The organism is Corallococcus sp. 4LFB, assembly GCF_046520365.1.
GTDB lineage: Bacteria > Myxococcota > Myxococcia > Myxococcales > Myxococcaceae > Corallococcus > Corallococcus caeni.
Genome location: NZ_JBKGHJ010000115.1, coordinates 1 through 18691, shown reverse-complemented (window position 1 = coordinate 18691; position 18691 = coordinate 1). Strand labels below are relative to the sequence as shown.

Annotated in this window: 10 protein-coding genes; 6 read left to right on the top strand and 4 right to left on the bottom strand. The window is 70.7% G+C overall.

Annotated features, from left to right (window positions below; genetic code table 11):
* The 3 genes from ACLEQD_RS14960 to ACLEQD_RS14950 all read right to left on the bottom strand — a co-directional run.
* Positions 1-1996: MopE-related protein (locus ACLEQD_RS14960; protein WP_410384634.1), on the bottom strand; the 1996-nt coding region annotated here is incomplete at its 3' end.
* Between the two features lie 361 nt (positions 1997-2357).
* Positions 2358-3026, bottom strand: coding sequence for a phosphotransferase (locus ACLEQD_RS14955; RefSeq protein WP_410384632.1), 669 nt, complete (start codon positions 3024-3026; stop codon positions 2358-2360).
* Positions 2942-3412 carry a hypothetical protein gene (locus ACLEQD_RS14950; RefSeq protein ID WP_410384630.1) on the bottom strand — a complete coding sequence of 157 codons (471 nt, stop codon included), beginning with the start codon at positions 3410-3412 and terminating at the stop codon, positions 2942-2944. Before ACLEQD_RS14950 ends, ACLEQD_RS14955 begins: the two co-directional genes overlap by 85 nt.
* A gap of 56 nt (positions 3413-3468) precedes the next feature.
* Between ACLEQD_RS14950 and ACLEQD_RS14945 the strand changes: the two genes are divergently transcribed.
* Positions 3469-3693 carry a low molecular weight phosphatase family protein gene (locus tag ACLEQD_RS14945; protein ID WP_410384628.1) on the top strand — a complete coding sequence of 75 codons (225 nt, stop codon included), beginning with the start codon at positions 3469-3471 and terminating at the stop codon, positions 3691-3693.
* A 246-nt stretch (positions 3694-3939) separates the two neighbouring features.
* Positions 3940-4965 (top strand): chromate efflux transporter, encoded by a 1026-nt coding sequence (chrA, locus tag ACLEQD_RS14940; RefSeq protein ID WP_410384627.1) that lies wholly within the window; start codon positions 3940-3942, stop codon positions 4963-4965.
* A gap of 18 nt (positions 4966-4983) precedes the next feature.
* Here the strand turns inward: chrA and ACLEQD_RS14935 are convergent, their stop codons facing one another.
* On the bottom strand, positions 4984-7368 hold the full coding sequence (locus ACLEQD_RS14935; RefSeq protein WP_410384625.1) for a PKD domain-containing protein: 2385 nt from the start codon (positions 7366-7368) through the stop codon (positions 4984-4986).
* Positions 7369-7655: 287 nt separating this feature from the next.
* On the opposite strand from ACLEQD_RS14935, the gene ACLEQD_RS14930 reads away from it, so the two are divergent.
* The 4 genes from ACLEQD_RS14930 to ACLEQD_RS14915 all read left to right on the top strand — a co-directional run bounded on the left by ACLEQD_RS14930 (position 7656) and on the right by ACLEQD_RS14915 (position 18355).
* Positions 7656-12740, top strand: a complete 5085-nt coding sequence (locus tag ACLEQD_RS14930) for an amino acid adenylation domain-containing protein (RefSeq protein WP_410384623.1) — start codon at positions 7656-7658, stop codon at positions 12738-12740.
* Positions 12737-15745 (top strand): type I polyketide synthase, encoded by a 3009-nt coding sequence (locus ACLEQD_RS14925; protein ID WP_410384621.1) that lies wholly within the window; start codon positions 12737-12739, stop codon positions 15743-15745. The genes ACLEQD_RS14930 and ACLEQD_RS14925 overlap by 4 nt, the downstream gene beginning before the upstream one ends.
* A gap of 112 nt (positions 15746-15857) precedes the next feature.
* A complete protein-coding gene (locus tag ACLEQD_RS14920; RefSeq protein WP_410384620.1) occupies positions 15858-16613 on the top strand; it encodes a thioesterase II family protein in 756 nt (251 codons plus the stop codon).
* On the top strand, positions 16610-18355 hold the full coding sequence (locus ACLEQD_RS14915) for an acyl-CoA dehydrogenase family protein (protein ID WP_410384618.1): 1746 nt from the start codon (positions 16610-16612) through the stop codon (positions 18353-18355). Before ACLEQD_RS14920 ends, ACLEQD_RS14915 begins: the two co-directional genes overlap by 4 nt.
* Positions 18356-18691: the final 336 nt, after the last annotated feature.

Sequence of the window (18691 nt, the reverse complement as noted above, 5' to 3'; positions counted from 1 at the left end):
TCAAGGCGAGCGAGTGGGAGTCACCGGCAGCGACGCTCGCGACGCCCGTCAATCCCTGCACCTGCACGGGCGTGCGGCGCTGGGTGTTTGTCCCGTCGCCGAGCTGGCCATAGCTGTTGGCGCCCCAAGCCCAGACGGTGCCGTCCTGCTTCAAGGCGAGCGTGTGAGTTCCGCCCGCTGCCAGCTTCGCCGCTGAGGCTCCGCAGGGGGTGCCCTCGTCCACCTGCCCATCGCAGTCGTTGTCTACGCCGTCGCAGACCTCTGCGGCCCCTGGACGGATGCCCGCGTTGGAGTCGTTGCAGTCGCCCGCATTCGACACGTAGCCCGTGGGCTGGCTGCACTTCTGCAGTGTCTGGGCCGAAGTGCCATGGCCATCTCCGTCCGCGTCGCGATACCAGGTCTGGGTGGGCACGCCCTCGTCCACCTGGGAATCGCAGTCGTTGTCCACGCCATCGCACACCTCACTGGAGGCCCCCTGCGTCGGCACGCAGTGAATGGCGCCCTGCGTGCAGTACGTCACCCCCGCGCCACACACACCCAGTTGCCCGGTCTCGCACGCCTGAAGTCCGCCCGGGTTGCCTTCGTCCGTCGCGCCGTCGCAGTCGTTATCCAAGCTGTCGCATCGCTCGGCGGACGCGGCCTGGCGGTGCTGGCACACCACGCTGCCGTTGGTGCACGCCGTCACTCCCGCCGCGCAGACGCCCTGCTGCCCCGTCGAGCAATCCACCCCGCCGCTGGGATTGCCGTCATCCACCGCGCCGTCACAGTCGTCGTCCATCCCATTGCAGGTCTCCGCCGCGCCGGGATGGGTGGTGGCCGAGTAGTCGTCGCAGTCGAGTTCCTCCACGTAACCCGGAGACGGCTCGCAGGCCTCCTCGGCGATGTACTCGTCCCCGAAGCCGTCCATGTCGCCGTCGAAGTAGAAGGTGTTGCTGATGAGGGCCGTCCCCGGTGCCGTCACGGGCGTCGTGGACGTGCTGCCCGTGCCAAGCTGTCCCTGCCCGTTATTGCCCCACGTCCAGACGGGGCATCCGGGCCGCAGCGCCAACGTGTGCTGGGCCCCCGCCGCGAGCACCGTCGCATCCGAGATGCCCGTGACGCCCACGGGCGATGCGCTATTCGTCGTGCCGCCATTGCCCAGTTGGCCCGACGCGTTGTGCCCCCAGGCCACCGCCAGGCCATTTCCGATGATGGCGAGTGAGCTGTTGTGCCCCGCGACAAGGACGGTCACCGCGAAGACGCCGTCCACGGGACGGGGCGTCACCACCGGCGTGGTGCTGGTGCTGCCCGTGCCCACCTGACCGAAGGTGTTCTGCCCCCACGCCCACACGTTGCCGAACTGCTCATCGACGACGAGGGAGTGGCCTGCGCCTGCCGCCACGGCCTTGGCGATCGGCAACCCCGCCACCTGCACCGGTGCCCGCACCGCGCTGCTGGTGGCGCCGGTGCCCACCTGCGCCGACGTATTCAGCCCCCATCCCCACACCTTGCCATCCGTGGTCAGCGCCAGCGCGTGGTTGACGCCCGCGGCCATGGCTCGCACGGTGGGCAGGCCCTGCACCACGCCAGGCGTGGCTACAGCAGCGCTGGTGTTGCCCGTGCCCACTTGCCCGGAAGCATTCTGGCCCCAGGCCCACAGCCGGCCGTCCGCGCCCAGCGCGAGCGAGAAGTTCCCGTTGGCCGCGATGGCCTTGATGCCGGTGAGCGCAGCGACCTTCGTCGGGACGAGCACCGTGCCCCCCGTGGTCCCCAAGCCCGCTTGCCCGGAAGCGTTCTGGCCCCAGGCCCACACGTTGCCGTCCACATCCAGCGCCAACGAGTGGGCGACGCCAGCGGCAACCGCCTTGATGGAGGGCAGTCCATTCACCTGGGAGGGCTGGGACAACGGCGTGCTGCTGGTGCTGCCCGTGCCCAGCTGTCCGGCCACGTTCTGCCCCCAGGCCCAGACCGAGCCATCCTTCCTGAGGAACAGGGAGTGGTAGGCGCCCGCAGCCACGGCCTGCTGCACCTTCACCGCGGTGAGTGCCTCAGAAACAGTCCCGGTGCCGACGTCACCGTCGACCTCCGGCGGCTGCCCTCCGCACCCGACCAATGCCAGCACCAGGCCCAAGGCCAGACACGCCAGCCCGCTTTGTCTCTCTTGCCTCATGGACTTCTCCCCCTTGTGCAGCTGGATGTGCCTCCCCCCAAGAGGCCATCCGCGCCTATGTGGACGGGTGCCTTGCCAGGAGAGGAGCGCAGGACTCTACAAGCAGGGCCCGTGCACCTGCTCCTGAGTCAGGCCCATGCCATGGCGGTCCGCCCTGCCCCTCCCCTGCGCGGACGTCTGCCAATAGAAAACTGCCTGCTGTAGCGCGCTACAGCGGCGGCGGCTCGGCCAGCGCCGCACACGCGTCGAGCGCGTCGACCACCGCCGCCGTCTTGCGAAACCACACCACACTGCCCTGGAACACTGCCTGGAACAGGTTGGTGAGCACCGAGAACCGGTGATCCCACTGGCACAGGGGCCATGCGTAGTCGCGGATCCCCGCGGCGCGCAGGCCCTCCCAATAGCGCCGCATGAGCGCGTCATCGCGGCGCGCGCGATCCACGCATGGCAACCCCATCAGGCAATACGCCATGTCGTGCGGCCCCAGGCCTGGCTTGAGCTCCGACCAATCAATCACGCGCGGTCGAGGGTCGCCGGGCGCGAACAGCACGTTGCCGAAGCAGTGAAAGTCGGCGTGGACCAGGGTAATCGCCCGGCCCTCCGCCGTGCGTTCGACGAACCGCGGTGCCCACGCCGCGAGCACGTTCGAGAGCAACGCGCGCTCCCCTGCTTCAAGCCCGGCGGCGAATCGCTCCGATGCCTCTCGCACCGCGACCGCATTCGCCGCAATCACCGTCGGCGGCCACGCCTGCACGGCCTGGGTTACCGTCGGCTCGGGGCTTCCAGCCTCAATCATCTCGAGCGGCAGCGCGTCCCAGAACCGCGCGTGCAAGCCCACCAGCGCGTCGATCGCGCCATGGAGTTCAGGCTCGGACACCGCCGTTCCGAGCGCGCGATAACCTTCGCCTCGAGATCCTCGGTGACCAGCAGCACGCTCACTGCGTCGTCGCTGGCTCCGAGCAGCCGTGGTGCCGGAGGGTCCCAGCACGGCGCGAGCCGCTCGAAGAATCGTCGCTCGCGGCGCGCCGCTGCCGCCCCATCACCCGTGGCACGCTTTCCGATCGCGATCAGGTTGGAGCCGTCCGCGAACCGGACCCGCAGCCGCGCGACGGTCGCCGTCGCCGAAATGAACGTCGTCATCACCTCGACGGTCGTGACGGGCCGCCCCATCGCGCGCGCCACCTCTGCCACCGAGAAATCCCCTGACGTCACCGCGCGAATGTAGCCCAACGGGCGTGGGCAGCGCGTCCCCAGTGGCGTCATCGCGGCGTGGTACTCCTCGCCGACCTTCCCCTTTCGTCCCCAGAGGAGTCCTCACGATGAAGACGGTCATCTTCGCCTGCGTGCACAACGCTGGCCGCTCACAGATGGCGGCCGCCTTCTTCAATGCCCTGGCCGACCCGGCGCAGGCGCGCGCCGTGTCCGCAGGCACGCAGCCCGGGATGCGCGTCCACCCCGAGGTGCAGTCCGTCATGGCCGAGGTGGGCCTCGACTTGTCGGGGGCCCGGCCCCAGTTGCTGACGGTGCAGTCTCATTTCCCTTGAGACTCGGCGCCGGCCTCGCTGATGCACAGGCGTGCTGTGAAATGAGAGGAGAAATATGTAAACCATGCCTCCGCCGCGTTTCGACCGGTTCTGGTTCTCGCAGAGGCTTCGACGGCGTATGGATTCCACGCATCCCCAAGACACTCCCCGGGGCTCGCTCGGTGAAGTCGCGCGGGTCTTCCTCCGGCTGGGACTGACGTCCTTCGGGGCCCCGCTGCCCATATCGCGATGATGGAAGACGAAGTCGTGCGTCGGCGGACCTGGCTGTCCCGTGAGGAGTTCCTCGACCTGCTGGGCGCCACGAACCTCATCCCCGGCCCCAACTCCACCGAGCTGGCCATCCACCTGGGCCACCGGCGCGCGGGCTGGCCCGGGCTGGTCGTGGCCGGCGTGTGCTTCATCGTCCCGGCCATGCTCCTGACGCTCGCGGCCGCCTGGGCCTACGTGCGTTTTGGCACGCTGCCCCAGGCTGGCGCCCTCCTGTACGGCGTCAAACCCGTCATCCTGGCCGTGGTGCTCCAGGCCTTGTGGGGCCTCGGAAAGACGGCCCTCACGACTCGACCCCGGATCGCCGTGGCCGTCGGCGCGGCCGTGGCGAGCGCGCTTGGGACCAACGAACTGCTCATCCTGGCCGTGGCCGGTGCTGCCCTGGCGGCCTGGCTGCATGTGCGGTCGGCCCCCGCTCCCAGGTCGATGCTCGCGTTCGCGCCATTCGCCCTGCACGGCGCGACGGCGGTCACGGCTTCCGTGCCGTTCAGCCTGGGTGGGCTCTTCCTGTTCTTCCTCAAGGTCGGCAGCGTGTTGTTCGGCAGCGGCTACGTGCTGCTGGCCTTCCTTCGCGCGGACCTCGTCGAACACTGGGGCTGGCTCACGGAGGCCCAGCTCCTGGACGCGGTGGCCGTGGGCCAGTTCACGCCGGGCCCTGTCTTCACGACCGCGACCTTCATCGGCTACCTGGTGGGCGGTACGCCCGGCGCGGGGCTCGCCACGCTGGGCATCTTCCTGCCCGCGTTTGTCTTCGTGGCCCTCAGCGGCCCTCTGATTCCCAGGCTGCGCCGATCTCAGACCGCGGGCGCGGTGCTCGACGGCGTCAACGCGGCCTCGCTGGCCCTCATGGCCGTGGTGACGTGGCAGCTGGGACGCGCGGCCCTGGTGGATGCGTGGACAGTGGCCCTGGCCGTGATCGGCGCGGTGTTGCTCCTTCGCTGGCGGGTCAACTCCGCGTGGCTGGTGCTGGGCGGTGCCGCCGTTGGACTGCTGCTGGCCCTGTGACAGGCCTCATCCTTTGAGTCAGTTCTCCAAGCCCTGAACCCGCACTGGCGTAGCGCGGTCGATGGTCGTTCCATCGCCCAGCTCGCCCTCGGCGTTGAAGCCCCAGGCCCAGACGGTGCCGTCCCGCAGCAACGCGAGTGAATGCGCGTCACCTCCAGACAGGGCTGTCACCGCCGTCAGTCCCTGCACCTTCACCGGCGTGAGGCTGCCCTCGACGGTCCCATCCCCGAGCTGCCCCGTGCTGTTGCGGCCCCAGGCCCACGCGGTGCCGTCCTGCTTCAGCGCCAGCGAGTGATAGGCCCCTGCGGCAATGGCCGACACGCCCGTCAGTCCCATCACCTGCACCGGTACGGGGCTGTTCACCGCCGCCCCATTCCCGAGTTGACCGTCGGTGTTGCGACCCCAGGCCCACACGGTGCCGTCCTGCTTGAGCGCGAGCGAATGGGTGAGCCCCGCGGCGATGGCCGACACACCCGTCAGCCCCTGCACCTGATCGGGTGTGAAGTGGCTCGTGGTCGTCCCGTCCCCCAACTGCCCGGAGCTGTTGTAGCCCCAGGTCCACACGGTGCCGTCCTGCTTCAAGGCGAGCGAGTGATACGTGCTCGCGGCCAGCGCCGTGACGCCCGTGAGACCGGTGACAGGCATCGGCTCGGTGCGGTTGACGGTCGTCCCGTCTCCCAGCTGGCCCAGGTTGTTGAGGCCCCAGGCCCACACGGTGCCGTCGTGCTTGAGCGCGAGCGAGTGGTACGTCCCCGATGCCAGGGCCGTGACCTCCGTGAGGCCCGTCACCAGCGCCGGCGTCAAGCGGACCGCGTCCACGGCGTCTCCCAGTTGGCCGGAGTCGTTGTACCCCCAGGCCCACAGGGTGCCGTCCTGCTTGAGCGCGAGCGTGTGGTAGGCGGTGGCGGACAGGGCCGTGGCCCCCGAGAGTCCCTGCACCTGCACAGGCACCGGCAGGAGCCGATCCACGGTCGTCCCGTCCCCGAGCTGTCCGTAGCCGTTGTGGCCCCACGCCGCCGCGGTGCCGTCCTGCCTCACGACCAGGTTGTGCGCGCCTCCGGCGGCGATGAACGCCACGGGACTCGGCGCGGGAGTGCACGGTGTGCCGCCATCCAGGACCATGGTGGCGCTGGCGGACAACCCCAGCGCGTTGGTGACGGTAACCGTCACCGTGAGGGACGTCCCCGAGGTCAGGCAGGCGCCCGCCGTCCAGAGCACCTCGCTGGTCGTCGCTCCGTCACTGGCCGTGCCCAGCCCGGCCGCGTTCGCGGTCCATGCGAAGGAGAGCGCACTGCCCTGGGGGTCGCGCGCCCTCGCCCGGAAGACGACGGTTTCGCCCTGCGCCGGAACGATGGCGACCGAGTGGAAGGTCTCCACCACCTCGGGAGGAAAGCGCGCCGTCGTGGGTGACGTCGACACGTAGAGCGTGAGGCTGCCGATGCCTTTGCCTCCACGGCCGTCCTGAACTAGCACGCTGAGCGTGCAGATGCCGCCAGCGGGTTGTGCCGAAGGGGTAAAGCTGGCGCTGGCGGAGGTGGCATTCGTCCACGTGCCCGCGCAGGAGGTCTGCCATTGGTAGCTGAGGTTGTCGCCGTCCGCGTCACTGGCGGACGACGTCACCTGGGTGGTCTGGCCGACGACGATGGAGGACGGCAGCGCCGTCACTCCAGACACCCGGGGCCAGGTGTTGAAGGTGACGTTGACAGCCGCGCTCCCGTTCCCGGTGCTCACCGTGATGGTGACGCCGAGCGAAGCACTGGCGCCCTTGGAGTCCGTCACCGTCAACGTCAGCACCACCTGGCCCGCCGAGGCCGGCGCCGTCCACGCGGTGGTGAGGCTGGCGGGGGCGCTGAAGCTGCCGGAAGGCGCCGTCCACGCATACGTGAGCGAGTCGCTCGCATTCGGGTCGTCCGCGGTGGCCTGCAGCGCCACCTGCTCGCCCGGTGCGACGGTGCCGGGACTGGCCACCAGGGAGAGGATGCGCGGGGCCGCATTGTCAAAAGGCGCGGGACCATTCACCTCCTGCAGGAGGAGTGTGACGGCCGTCGTCTGGCCCGCCAGGATGGTGACGGGCGCCACCTGACCCGCGTAGCGCACGGTGTTGGAGGCATCGAAGGCCTGCGCGCTGAACGTGCGCCCGGTGCCCGCGGGCAGCTGCCCCAGCACCCCACCCCACTGCCCACCTGTCTTCACCAGCGCGTCCGTGCGCGTCGTCATGCCCGCGCCGCTCACCGTGAGCTCCACCCGCGCCACATCGCTGGCGCTCAAGGCCTGCGGCACGGTCAGCACCACCTGCGCGCTTCCCTCCGCTTCCGCTGGCGACCGAGCGCTCCCGCAGCCGCTCCATGCCAGGACCAGGGCCAATGCCAGACACGTCAGCCCGCTTCGACACACGTTCCCCATGAACTCATCCGCCAGAGGTGTTGAGAGGCGCGGGACTCTACGGAAGGGCTCACGCGTTCGCGCCTGAGTCACCCCAGCGCCACACTGGTCCAACCCGACCTCCCCGACGCCCGTCGACGCGAGCCCAGCGCCAGCCCCCAGGCCACCCCGAGCGAGCCAGTCGCGCAGCAGGTGCGCATCGATCCTGCGAGTCCTTGTGACACCCCCTGTCTCACGGTGTGTCACCGGGTCATGTAAAATCCTGAAAACGGCCCAAGTCCGCTAAACGCTTGATTTTGTTCGGACGGGTGCCGGTTGGAGGATTCTTGCTGCCCCCCGTCCACCAGCTCGTCGAGCGACGAGCGAACGAACTTTCCTCCCAGCTCGCCGTCGCTTCCCGGGCCCGCTCCCTCACCCATGCCGCGCTGAACACACTCGCGAACCGGCTGGCCCATGCGCTGATGGCTCGGGGGGCCGGTCCGGACGTTCTCGTTGGCGTGTGCCTGCCGCGAAGCGTGGAGCTGGTGGCGTCCGTCCTCGGGGTCCTCAAGGCCGGAGCCACCTGGCTTCCGCTGGATCCGTCCGCCCCTCCGGAACGCCTTCGCTCCATGTCCGTACTGGCGGGGGCCCGGTTCGTCATCGGCGCGGGGCCGGCCGTGGAGCGGCTCGCGGCGGACGGCATCCAGGTCCTGACTCCGGCGGCCCTGTCGCTGGAGTCGTTCCCGGACGTGAACCCGGGCGTCCCCGTCCATCCGGATCATCTCGCGTACGTGATCCACACCTCGGGCTCCACCGGGTTGCCCAAGGGCGTGATGATCAGCCACCGGGCCCTGTCCGCCTTCACCGAGTACCACTGCGACACGTTCGGTCTCTCGCCAGCGGATCGCATCGGCGTGGTTGCCTCGCCCGGCTTCGACGCGTTGGTCATGGCCCTCCTGCCGTCGCTGGCCTCGGGGGCCCGCCTGGAGCTGCCTCCCGACGAGGAGACCCGCCTGTCGCCCCGGAAGCTTCAGGACTGGCTGCTGGCCCGGGACATCACCTGCGTCTTCCTGCCCACGCCCCTGGCCGAGCGCGTCCTCCCCCTGCCCTGGCCCGAGTCCTGCCCCCTGCGCTGGGTGCTCACCGGCGGTGACCGGCTGCACCTGCGCCCCAGGCCCGGCCTGCCGTTCCAGCTCGTGAACGGCTACGGCCCCGCCGAGTGCACCATCTACAGCACGTCGGGCGTCGTCCCTCCTAGCGACGAGGCTCCCGACGAACGGCTGCCGTCCATCGGGCGGCCCATCGATGGCGTGGAGGTCCACGTCCTGGGGCCGGAGCTGCGGCCCGTGGCCGAGGGCGAAACCGGGGAGCTGTTCATCGGCGGTCCAGGGTTGGCTCGTGGCTACGTGGGCACTCCGGACCTGACCGCCGACCGCTTCATTCCGGATCCGTTCTCCCGCTTCGGCGGTGAGCGGCTGTATCGCACGGGGGACCTGGGTCGCCGGCTGCCGGATGGCTCGCTGGAGTTCCATGGCCGTTCGGACCGTCAGGTGAAGGTCCGCGGCATCCGCATCGAGCCCGCGGAGATCACCGCCGCGCTGCTGACCCATCCGCACGTCGGGGCCGCGCACGTCATGGCGCGGAGCGAGGGCCAGGACGTCTCCTTCGTGGCCTGGTTCGCGCCGAAGGACGCTCGGGCCGTTCCCGGGACGGAGCAGCTCCGCGAGCACCTCCGGGCCTGGCTCCCCGAAGCCATGCTGCCCCGGACCTTCATCGTCGTGGACGCCCTGCCCCTGGGCCCCACTGGCAAGGTCGACGTGCGGGCGCTCCCCACGCCTGAAGCCCACGCGACCCGAAGCAGCGCCTACGTCGCGCCCCGCACGGAGCTGGAGCATGGGCTCGTCCGGGTGTGGCAGGAGGAGCTGCGCCTGGATGCAATCGGCATCGAGGACGACTTCTTCGAACTGGGCGGACACTCCCTGCTGGCCACGCGGATCACCGCTCGGGTCGAGGACGTCCTGGGCCTCCCGCTGTCGCTGACGGAGCTTTTCGCCCGCCGCCGCATCTCCCAGCTGGCGACGGTGCTGGAGTCGCGCCGGGCTGTCCCCGCGAAGGCCGCGTTGCCGCCCGTGGTCCGCGTCGCCGACCCTGCTCGGGCACCGCTGTCCGTGCAACAGGAACAGGTCTGGTTCCTCCAGAAGTTGTCCCCCCACAGCATCTCCTACCAGGCGCAGACGACCCTCCGCGTGCTGGGCGGTCTGGACCTGGCGGTGCTCGAACGCGCGTTGACGGAAGTCACCCGGCGCCACGAACTGCTGCGCACGACCTACGAAGAGGTCGACGGTCGGCCATGGCAGCGCGTCCTTCCCGTGACGCCGGTGCAGGTCCCGCTGATCGACCTGTCCGCGCTGCCCGCGGATGAACGCGAGCACCGGCGTGAAGAGGCCCTGCGCCAGGAGCTGCGCCGACCGCTGTCGCTCTTCGAGCCGCCGCTCGCGCGCTGGACCCTCGTCCGCCTGACTCCGGATGATCACGAGCTGATCCTCGTGGAGCACCACGTCGTCCACGATGGCGTGTCCTTCTCCGTGCTGATGCGGGAGCTGGACGCGCTCTACAACGCGTATCTGCGGGGCGAGCCGTCGCCGCTGCCGGAGCTTCCGGTGCAGTACCGCGACTTCGCGTCGTGGCAGCGCGAGGCGCTCGAAGGCCCGGCCATGAAGGCCCAGCTCGACTTCTGGCGGAAGCGGCTGGCCGGTGCTCCCGAGGTGCTTCCGCTGCGCACCGACCATCCGCGCCCCCGCGTGCAGACCTTCAACGGCGACCTGCTCCGGTTGGAGCTGCCGCCCGCCCTGCCCGGCGCCCTGCGCGCGTTCTGCCAGGCAGAGGGCGTCACCCTCTTCAACACCCTCTTCGCCGCCTTCGCCACGCTGCTGCATCGCTACACCGGGGAGCAGGACCTGTGCATCGGTTCGGCGTTCGCGGCCCGTGCGGGTGTCCGGAACATCGAGAACGTCATCGGCATGTTCGTCAACGCCGTCGTCCTGCGGTGTGACGTCTCCGGTGCGCCGTCGTTCCGGGAGCTGGTCCGCCAGGTGCGGGACCTCACCGTGGCGGCGGCCGAGCACCAGACGTATCCGTTCCTCAAGCTGATTGAAGGCCTGGGCGTGAAGCGCGACCCCAGCCGGAACCCGCTCGTGCAGGCCATGTTCAGCTTCCACGATTCCGCCGTGCGGAGTCCCCGGCTGGGTGAGGCCTCGTGCACCATCTTCGAGCGCGGCAATGGCTCCTCGAAGGTGGACCTGGACGTCGTCGCCATTCCGCACGCGGGCCGGCACCTGGGCGACAAGGAGCGCGGCGACGCGCGCATCTCGCTCATCTGGGAGTACAACCGGGACCTCTTCGACCGCTCGACGATGGAGCGGATGGCCGCACACTTCCTCCGGTTGCTCGAGGCCGCGGTGGCCAGCCCCGGGATGCCGGTGTCGCGACTGCCGATGCTCTCGGACGCGGAGCGACAGGTCCTCCTGGGCAATGGCTCCGCGACCTCCGTCAGCGCGGAGGCACCCGTGCATCAGCAGGTCGTGGAGCAGGCCCTGCGGACTCCCGACGCGGTGGCCGTGCGCGACGAGGCGGGCACCGTCACCTACTCGGAGTTGGTCCGGCGCGCGACGCTGCTCGCCGAGCATCTCCACGAGCACGGAGCGGGCGCGGAGTCGGTCGTCGGCGTCTGCACGCCACGCGGTGCGGACCTCGTCACGGCCGAGCTGGGCGTGATGCTGTCCGGTGCCGCCTTCCTTCCGCTGGATCCCGAGCACCCGGCCGAACGGATCGCGCTCATCCTCGCGGATGCCGGTGTCCGGCAGGTGATCACCACCAGCCCCCTCGCGGAGCGGCTTCCCGCCACGCTGGAGCGCGTGCGCATCGAGGACTTCCGTGGCCCGGGTGCGCCTCGGGGTGGACTGCCCCCGGAGGTGCGGCCCGGTCAGCGGGCCTATGTCATGTACACCTCCGGCTCCACCGGCGTCCCCAAGGGTGTGGTCGTGGAGCATGGCGCGCTGGCCCACCTCGTCGGCTGGCATCGGCGCGCGTTCGGGTTGAACGCGAACAGCCGCACCACGCTGCTCTACTCGCCCGCGTTCGATCCGTCCGTCGCGGAGGTCTGGCCCGCGCTCACCGCGGGCGCGACGTTGCACGTACCGGGTCAGGACGTGCGCCTGTCGCCGGAGCGGCTTCAGGCCTGGCTGCTCTCCGAGAGCATCACGTTCACGGACCTGCCCACCGCGATCGCTGAACGCCTGCTGGTCCTGCCATGGCCCGTTGCGTGTGAACTGCGCACGGTGCTCGCGGGCGGAGACCGGCTCCATACGCGGCCGGCGCCTGGACTTCCGTGGCGGCTGTTCAACCAGTACGGCCCCACCGAGACCACCGTGACGGCCACCTCCGGTGAGGTGCTGCCCGCGGGTGCGGAGGAAGCACTGCCCGACATCGGTCAGCCCATCGATGGGGCCTCGGCCTACGTCCTGGATGCGGAGCTGCAGCCGGTCCCTCCAGGTGTCGCGGGAGAGCTGTACGTCGGCGGTGCCGGCGTGGCGCGCGGCTACCTGAACCGTCCGGACCTCACGGCCGCGAGCTTCGTCCCCGACCCCTACTCGGCACAGCCGGGCGCACGCATGTACCGCACGGGCGACCGGGTCCTGTGCCGGCCGGATGGGACGCTCGAGTTCCTGGGCCGCATGGACGCGCAGCTCAAGATCCGTGGCTTCCGCGTGGAGCCCGCGGAGGTCGCCGCGCGGCTGCGCACGCACCCGGGACTCTCGGAGGCGCACGTTCGCGCGTGGAGCCCTCCGGGTGGAGCACCGCGGTTGGTCGGCTACCTCGTGCCTCGCGCCGGGCAGGCCGTGCCCTCACCGGCGCGGCTGCGTGAGCACCTCTCCCGCGAGCTGCCGGCGTACATGATCCCGTCCGCCTACGTGGAGCTGAAGGCGCTGCCGCTCACCCACGGCGGCAAGGTGGATGAGCGGGCGCTGCCCGAGCCCACGCTCGGAACCCAGGCGCCCCAGGTCCCGCTCGCGAACGAACAGGAGCGGCGGATCGCTGGCATCTGGTGCGAGACGCTGCGCCTGGAGCACGTGGGCGCGGAGGACAACTTCTTCGACCTCGGGGGGCACTCGCTGCTGCTGGCCCAGGTGCAGCACCTGCTGAAGCAGCGCCTGGGCCACGACGTGCCCATGGTGACGCTGTTCGAGTTCCCCACCGTCCGTGCGCTCGCGGGACATCTCCAGGGCCGGGACGACGGTGGCGAGGCCGCGGCCGCGCAGGAGCAGCGTCAGGAGCAACGGCGCAGTGGACGTGCGCGCCTGCTGGGCCGTCAGGGCCGGCTGTCGTCGGACCGCTCCCGGGAGGAAGTGGAATGAGCGCGTCCCTCGGCGTGATGGAGGAAGAGGATCGCTCGGCGCACCTCGCGGTGGTGGGGCTGGCGTGCCGGCTCCCCGGTGCGGCCAACGCGGCGGAGTTCTGGTCCAACCTCGCCGGCGGCGTCGAGTCCATCACCTTCTTCGGTCCGGACGGACGGCCCTGTGCCGAACCGCCCACCGATCGCGCTGTCGGCGACGCGGTGCCCGCCTTCGGTCTCGTCGCGGATGCGGAGATGTTCGATGCGGCGGCCTTCGGCATCTCGCCGCAGGAAGCCCTGATGCTGGATCCGCAGCACCGGGTGTTCCTGGAGTGCGCGCGCGAGGCGATGGAGGACGCCGGGTATGATCCGGCTCGATACCGGGGCGCCATTGGCGTCTTCGCGGGCGGGAGCGAGACGGACTACCTGTCCACGCTGCGCGCCCGGAGGGACCTGCTGGCGGGGGCCAGTGACTGGCAGCTCCGGCTGGCCACGGGCGTGGACTTCCTCACCAGCCGCGTGGCCTACAAGCTGGGGCTTCGTGGGCCCGCTGTCACCGTGCAGACCGCGTGCTCCACGTCCCTGGTCGCCATCCACCTGGCGGCGCAGGCGCTGCTCGCGGGGGACTGTGACATCGCGCTGGCGGGAGGTGCGTCGGTGCACGTGCCGCCCCGGTTCGGTCACTACAGCGAGGGCGGGCCCCTGTCCCCGGATGGCCGCTGCCGCGCGTTCGACGCTCGGGCGCAGGGCACGGTGGGCAGCAATGGCGCGGGCATCGTGGTGCTCAAGCGGCTCGCGGATGCGCTGGAGGATGGGGACTCCATCCGTGCCGTCCTCCGGGGCACCGCCGTCAACAACGACGCTGCGGGGAAGATCGGCTTCACCGCGCCGAGCGTGGAGGGCCAGTCCCGCGTCATCGAGACCGCCCTTCATGCCTCGGGGGTGGAGCCCGCGAGCATCAGCTACCTGGAGGCGCATGGCACCGGCACGCGGCTGGGAGATCCCATCGAGGTCGCCGCGCTGACGAAGGCGTTCGGTGCTCGTGAGGGGCCGCCCTGCTGGCTGGGGTCGGTGAAGACGAACATCGGCCACACGGATGCGGCGGCGGGCGTGGCGGGCTTCATCAAGACGGTGCTCGCGCTGGAGCACCGGAAGCTGCCGCCCAGCCTGAACTTCCAACAGCCCAACCCGGAGATCGACTTCGAGCACGGCCCCTTCCGCGTGAACACGGCGCTGCGGGACTGGGACACCGGCGGTCTTCCCCGACGCGCGGGTGTCAGCTCGCTGGGCATTGGCGGCACCAACGCGCACGCCGTGCTGGAAGAGGCCCCCACCCTGCCCGGCTCCGAGCGTTCGCGCTCCCCCCAGCTGCTGGTGCTGTCAGCCCACGGCCCCGAGGCGTTGACCCGTGCCGTGGACCGACTGGGAGGGCACCTGCGTACGCATCCGGAGGTGGACCTGGGGGACGTCGCCTGGACGCTCCAGGTGGGACGCGGCGCGCACAGGCACCGCGCGTTCGCCGTGGGCCAGGACACCGCCGATGCGCTGCGTGCACTGACGGAACAGGAGGACTCCTCGCGGCAGGAGTCCGGTGAGCGCCAGGTGGTGTTCATGTTCCCCGGGCACGGTGGGCAGCACGTGGGCATGGGCCGGGAGCTGTACGGCTCGCAGCCTGCGTTCCGTGAGGCCGTGGACGCGTGCCGTGCGCACCTGTCGCCGCTGCTCGGGTTCGACCTGGGGACGGTGCTCCATCCGGATCCCACCGACACGGTCGCGCTGGAGCAGGCCACCGCGCGGATGGGCGAGTTCGTCACCGGCCAGCTCTCCGTCTTCGTCATCGAGTACGCGGTGGCGCGGCTGTGGACGCGCTGGGGCGTGCAGCCCGCCGCCGTGGTGGGACACAGCCTGGGTGCCTATGCCGCGGCCACGGTGGCAGGGGTCTTCCGGCTGGAGGACGCGCTGCGGTTGGTCCTGGAGCGCTCGCGCATCCTCGCGAGTCTGCCCTCGGGCGCGATGCTGGCCGTGGCATTGCCCGAGTCGGAGCTGGTGCCCCTGCTTCACGGAGGACTCGCGCTGGCGGCCGTGAACGGGCCCGCGCAGTGCGCGGTGTCCGGTCCGGTGGCGGAGGTCGAAGCGCTCCAGGCCGGGCTGGCGGCGCGAGGTGTGGAGTCGAGGCTGCTGCGCATTCCAGGCGCGGGACATTCACCGCTCGTCGAGCCCTCCCTGGCCGCGTTCACCGCCTGTGTCCAACACGTCGAGCGGCGTCCGCCGCGGCTCCCGTGGATCTCCGATCGCACGGGTGTCGCCGTGACGGCGGAGGAGGCCGTGGACCCGGCGTACTGGGCCGCGCACCTGCGCCACACCGTGCGCTTTGGCGACGCGCTGAACACGTTGTTCGCCGGCCCGGCCAGCATCTTCCTGGAGGTCGGGCCCGGACGAACGCTGGCGACGCTGGCACGTCAGCACCCGCAGGCGGGGGCACACCTCACGGTGGCCACCCTCCCCCATCCCGCGGACAACACGTCCGACGCGGTCAGCGCGCTCACCGCCGCCGGACGGCTGTGGAGCGCGGGCGTCCCGCTCTCCTGGCAGGGCCTGCACGGGGGCGCCCGCCGCCGCCGGGTGCCGCTGCCCACGTACCCGTTTGAACGGCAGCGCTACCTCGTCGAAGCGCCAGGCACGCCCGCGATGGTGACGAATCCCACGGTCGCCATCGCCAGGGACGCGGCGCCTCCAGGTGCGCCCATGCGCGCCGACGCTGAATCCATGGGGACCCGCGAAGCGCCGGAGTTGCCCGAGGACGAGGTCGTGCGCCGCGTCGCCACCGCCTTCGCGGAGGTCCTGGGGCTGGCCCGGGTGGGGCTCCACGACAACTTCTTCGCGCTGGGAGGCGACTCGTTGATGGCGGCGCAGCTCATCGCTCGGCTGCGTCCGCATGTCGCCACGCCCCTCAAGGTGAAGGCCCTCTTCCGCGCGCCCACCGTGGCCAGGCTGACCCGCTTCATCGCGGAGTCCTCGCCGGCATGACCTCGACCCCTTCCGGTTTCGTCTGCCGCGTCCAGCGCCCAGCCAGCGCCATGTGCCTCTTCTGCAGCCCGCACAGCGACGGCCTCTTGGTCATCGCGGAGTCCTCCGCGGTATGACAGCGACTTCTCCCTGGCTCGCGTGCCGCATCCGGCGTCCGGAGGCCTCCGTGCGCCTCTTCTGCTTCCCGCACAGCGGCGGCTCCGCGGGCGAGTACGTCCGCTGGGCGGACCTGCTCCCGGACTTCGAGGTCTGGGGCATCCAGCTCCCTGGCCGGGGGGCTCGGGCGGAAGAAGCGCCGTTCACGCGGCTGCACGAACTGGTGGACGCCTTGGTTCACGCGGTGGACTTCGGAACGTCCTTCGCGTTCTTCGGCCACAGCCTGGGGGCGCTCGTCGCCTTCGAGACCGCGCGCCGTCTGCGCGACCTGGGCCGGGCGACACCCGACGCGCTGTTCCTCTCCGCGGCCCCAGCCCCGCAGCTCCCCCCGCGTGGCATCCCGCCGAGCCACCTGGACGAGGACGGACTCCTCACCGCTCTTGAACCCACCTACGGCGAGCTGATCCACGAGCTGCGCGAGGACGAAGAGCTGCGCGAGCTCCTCCTCCCGGGCCTGCGCGCGGACCTGCTCCTCGTGGAGTCCCACCGGCACGAGGACCGCGCGCCCCTCCCCTGCGCGATGACCGTCACGGGCGGCACCCGGGACGACCTGACCCTCGCGGAGCTGGAGCCGTGGCATGTCCACACCACCGGTCCCTTCGCGCTCCACCTGCTCCCCGGTGGCCACTTCTACCTCCGGGATCCGGAGCCGAAGTCCGCCCTCCTGCGCCTCATCGCGGAAGCACTCTCCAGAAGGAACCCGAACCCATGAGCCACCCGCCGCTGCACCCCGCCACCCGCAGCCGCGAGGGCTTCCTGGGCCAGCTCTTCGCGGGGAAGCTCCGCTGGGACCTCGTCCGCGCCTTCCCCGAGCAGGACCCCGACGAACGCCGGCAGGGTGACGCCGTCATCGCCGAGGTCGAGCAGTTCCTCCAGGAGCACGTGGACCCGGACGAGATCGAGCGCACGGGACGCATCCCGCCGGAGCTGCGCGAGGCCCTGCGCTCGCGCGGCTACTACAAGCTCCAGGTGGAGCGGGAGCTGGGAGGCCGGGGCCTCTCCATGCTGAACACCTTCCGCGTCATCGAAGCCGTGATGAGCGTGTGCCTGCCCGTGGGCTACACGCTGGCCATCCACAGTGGCCTGGGCGCGGGCGCCATCATCGAAGCCGTGCAGGACGGTCCCCTCAAGGACTACGTCCGGGGCCGGGTCGCCGACGGGGTCATCTCCGGCTGGGCCGACACCGAGCCCATCGGCGCTTCCGTGCGGCGCGCGTCCACGACCGCCGTGCCCACGGAGGACGGGACGGCGTATGTCCTCAACGGGGAGAAGGTCTTCATCGGGAACGGATCCATCGCGGACCTGCTGAACGTCACCGCCACGCTCCAGGAGGACGGCCGCGAGCAGATCAGCCTCTTCTTCGTGGAGACCTCCAGCCCCGGCTTCCACGTCCGCGCCGAGCACGGGCTGATGGGGCTGCGCGGGCTGCCCATCGCCGCGCTCGGCTTCGAGAACGTGCGCGTGCCGAAGGAGCGGATGCTCGCGATGGCGCAGGAGCACTGGCGGAACACGCCGCTGCTGGAGCCGCTCAGCGCCCTGGGCCGCATGTACATCATCGTGGCCGCGTCGCTGGCGCTCTCGAAGAAGTGCCTCCAGTGGTCGCGCGACTTCCTCCACCGGCGCCTCGCGCAGGGGCGGAGGCTTGGTGACTTCGATGAGCTCCAGCGTCAGGTGTCCGCCACCGCGGCAGAGGTCTTCGCCATGGAGAGCGTGGCCCGCTGGAGCCTCACGGGCGTGACGGCGGACACGCTGCCCCTTCGCTGGTTCGAACAGGTGGCGGCCAAGAACATCGCGTCGCTGACGTGCGCGCGCATCACGGACCGGACGATGTCGCTGCTCGCCGCGGAAGGCTACGAGACGTCGGAGAGCAAGGCCGCCCGGGGCGCGACACCGGTCCCGCTGGAGCGGACCCTGCGCGATGCCCGGGCCTTCCGCGTCGCGGGCGGCGTGGACTTCCTCGTGGACCACAAGGCGGCGCGGGAAGGTCTGTTCTCCCTCTACTACCCGACGGCCGCGCACGCGGCGGAGCTGGAGTCGCCCCCGGCCCCGTTGCCCGTCGAGGAGCACCTGTCCCCACGCAACCGCGAGCACCTCCAGCACACGGCCCGGGAGGTGCACCGGCTCGCGAAGCGAAGCCTGGACCTGTCGCGCCGATATCCGGATGCGGGTGTCCTTCATGCACGGCAGCGGACGCTCATCCTGATGAACCAGCTCTGCAACGAGCTGTTCACCCTGTCCGTCACGCTGGCCCACGCGGCGGCCCTGTCTTCACGAGGACAGGCCCACGCCGATGCATTGGCGGACGTCTACTGCACCGCCGCGCGCTACCGGCTGGAGGATCTCTGGCGCCAGGCTGACGCCGACGCGGAGCCGGACTTCGCGGGAGTGAGCGAGCGATGGCTGACGGGGGACTCGCTCGACTTTCTGCTGAGCGACGTGCTCATCCAACGGTGAGGCTCTCGGTGCCTGGGCGGTTCGTCGTGTCCTTCTCGCGAAGAATCTCCTTTGGCCTCAGACGGGCCGGGCCCCGGCCGGGGGCGCCTCAGGTCAACTGGTCCGACAGTCAGACCAGTTCGCGCCGTCCGGGCCAGGGGCCGCGCCGGTCCGGCCGGAGGCGCATCAGGTCAACTGGTCCGACTGTCGGACCAGTTCACTCCGTCCGGGGGCCGAGGCCGCGCTGGTCCGGCTGAAGCGATGGAAACGGGTCCGACAGTCGGAGCGGTTCGCGTCGACCGGACCAGGGGCCGCGGCTGGTTCGACTGCGGAGCTGGGAACTGGTCCGACAGTCGG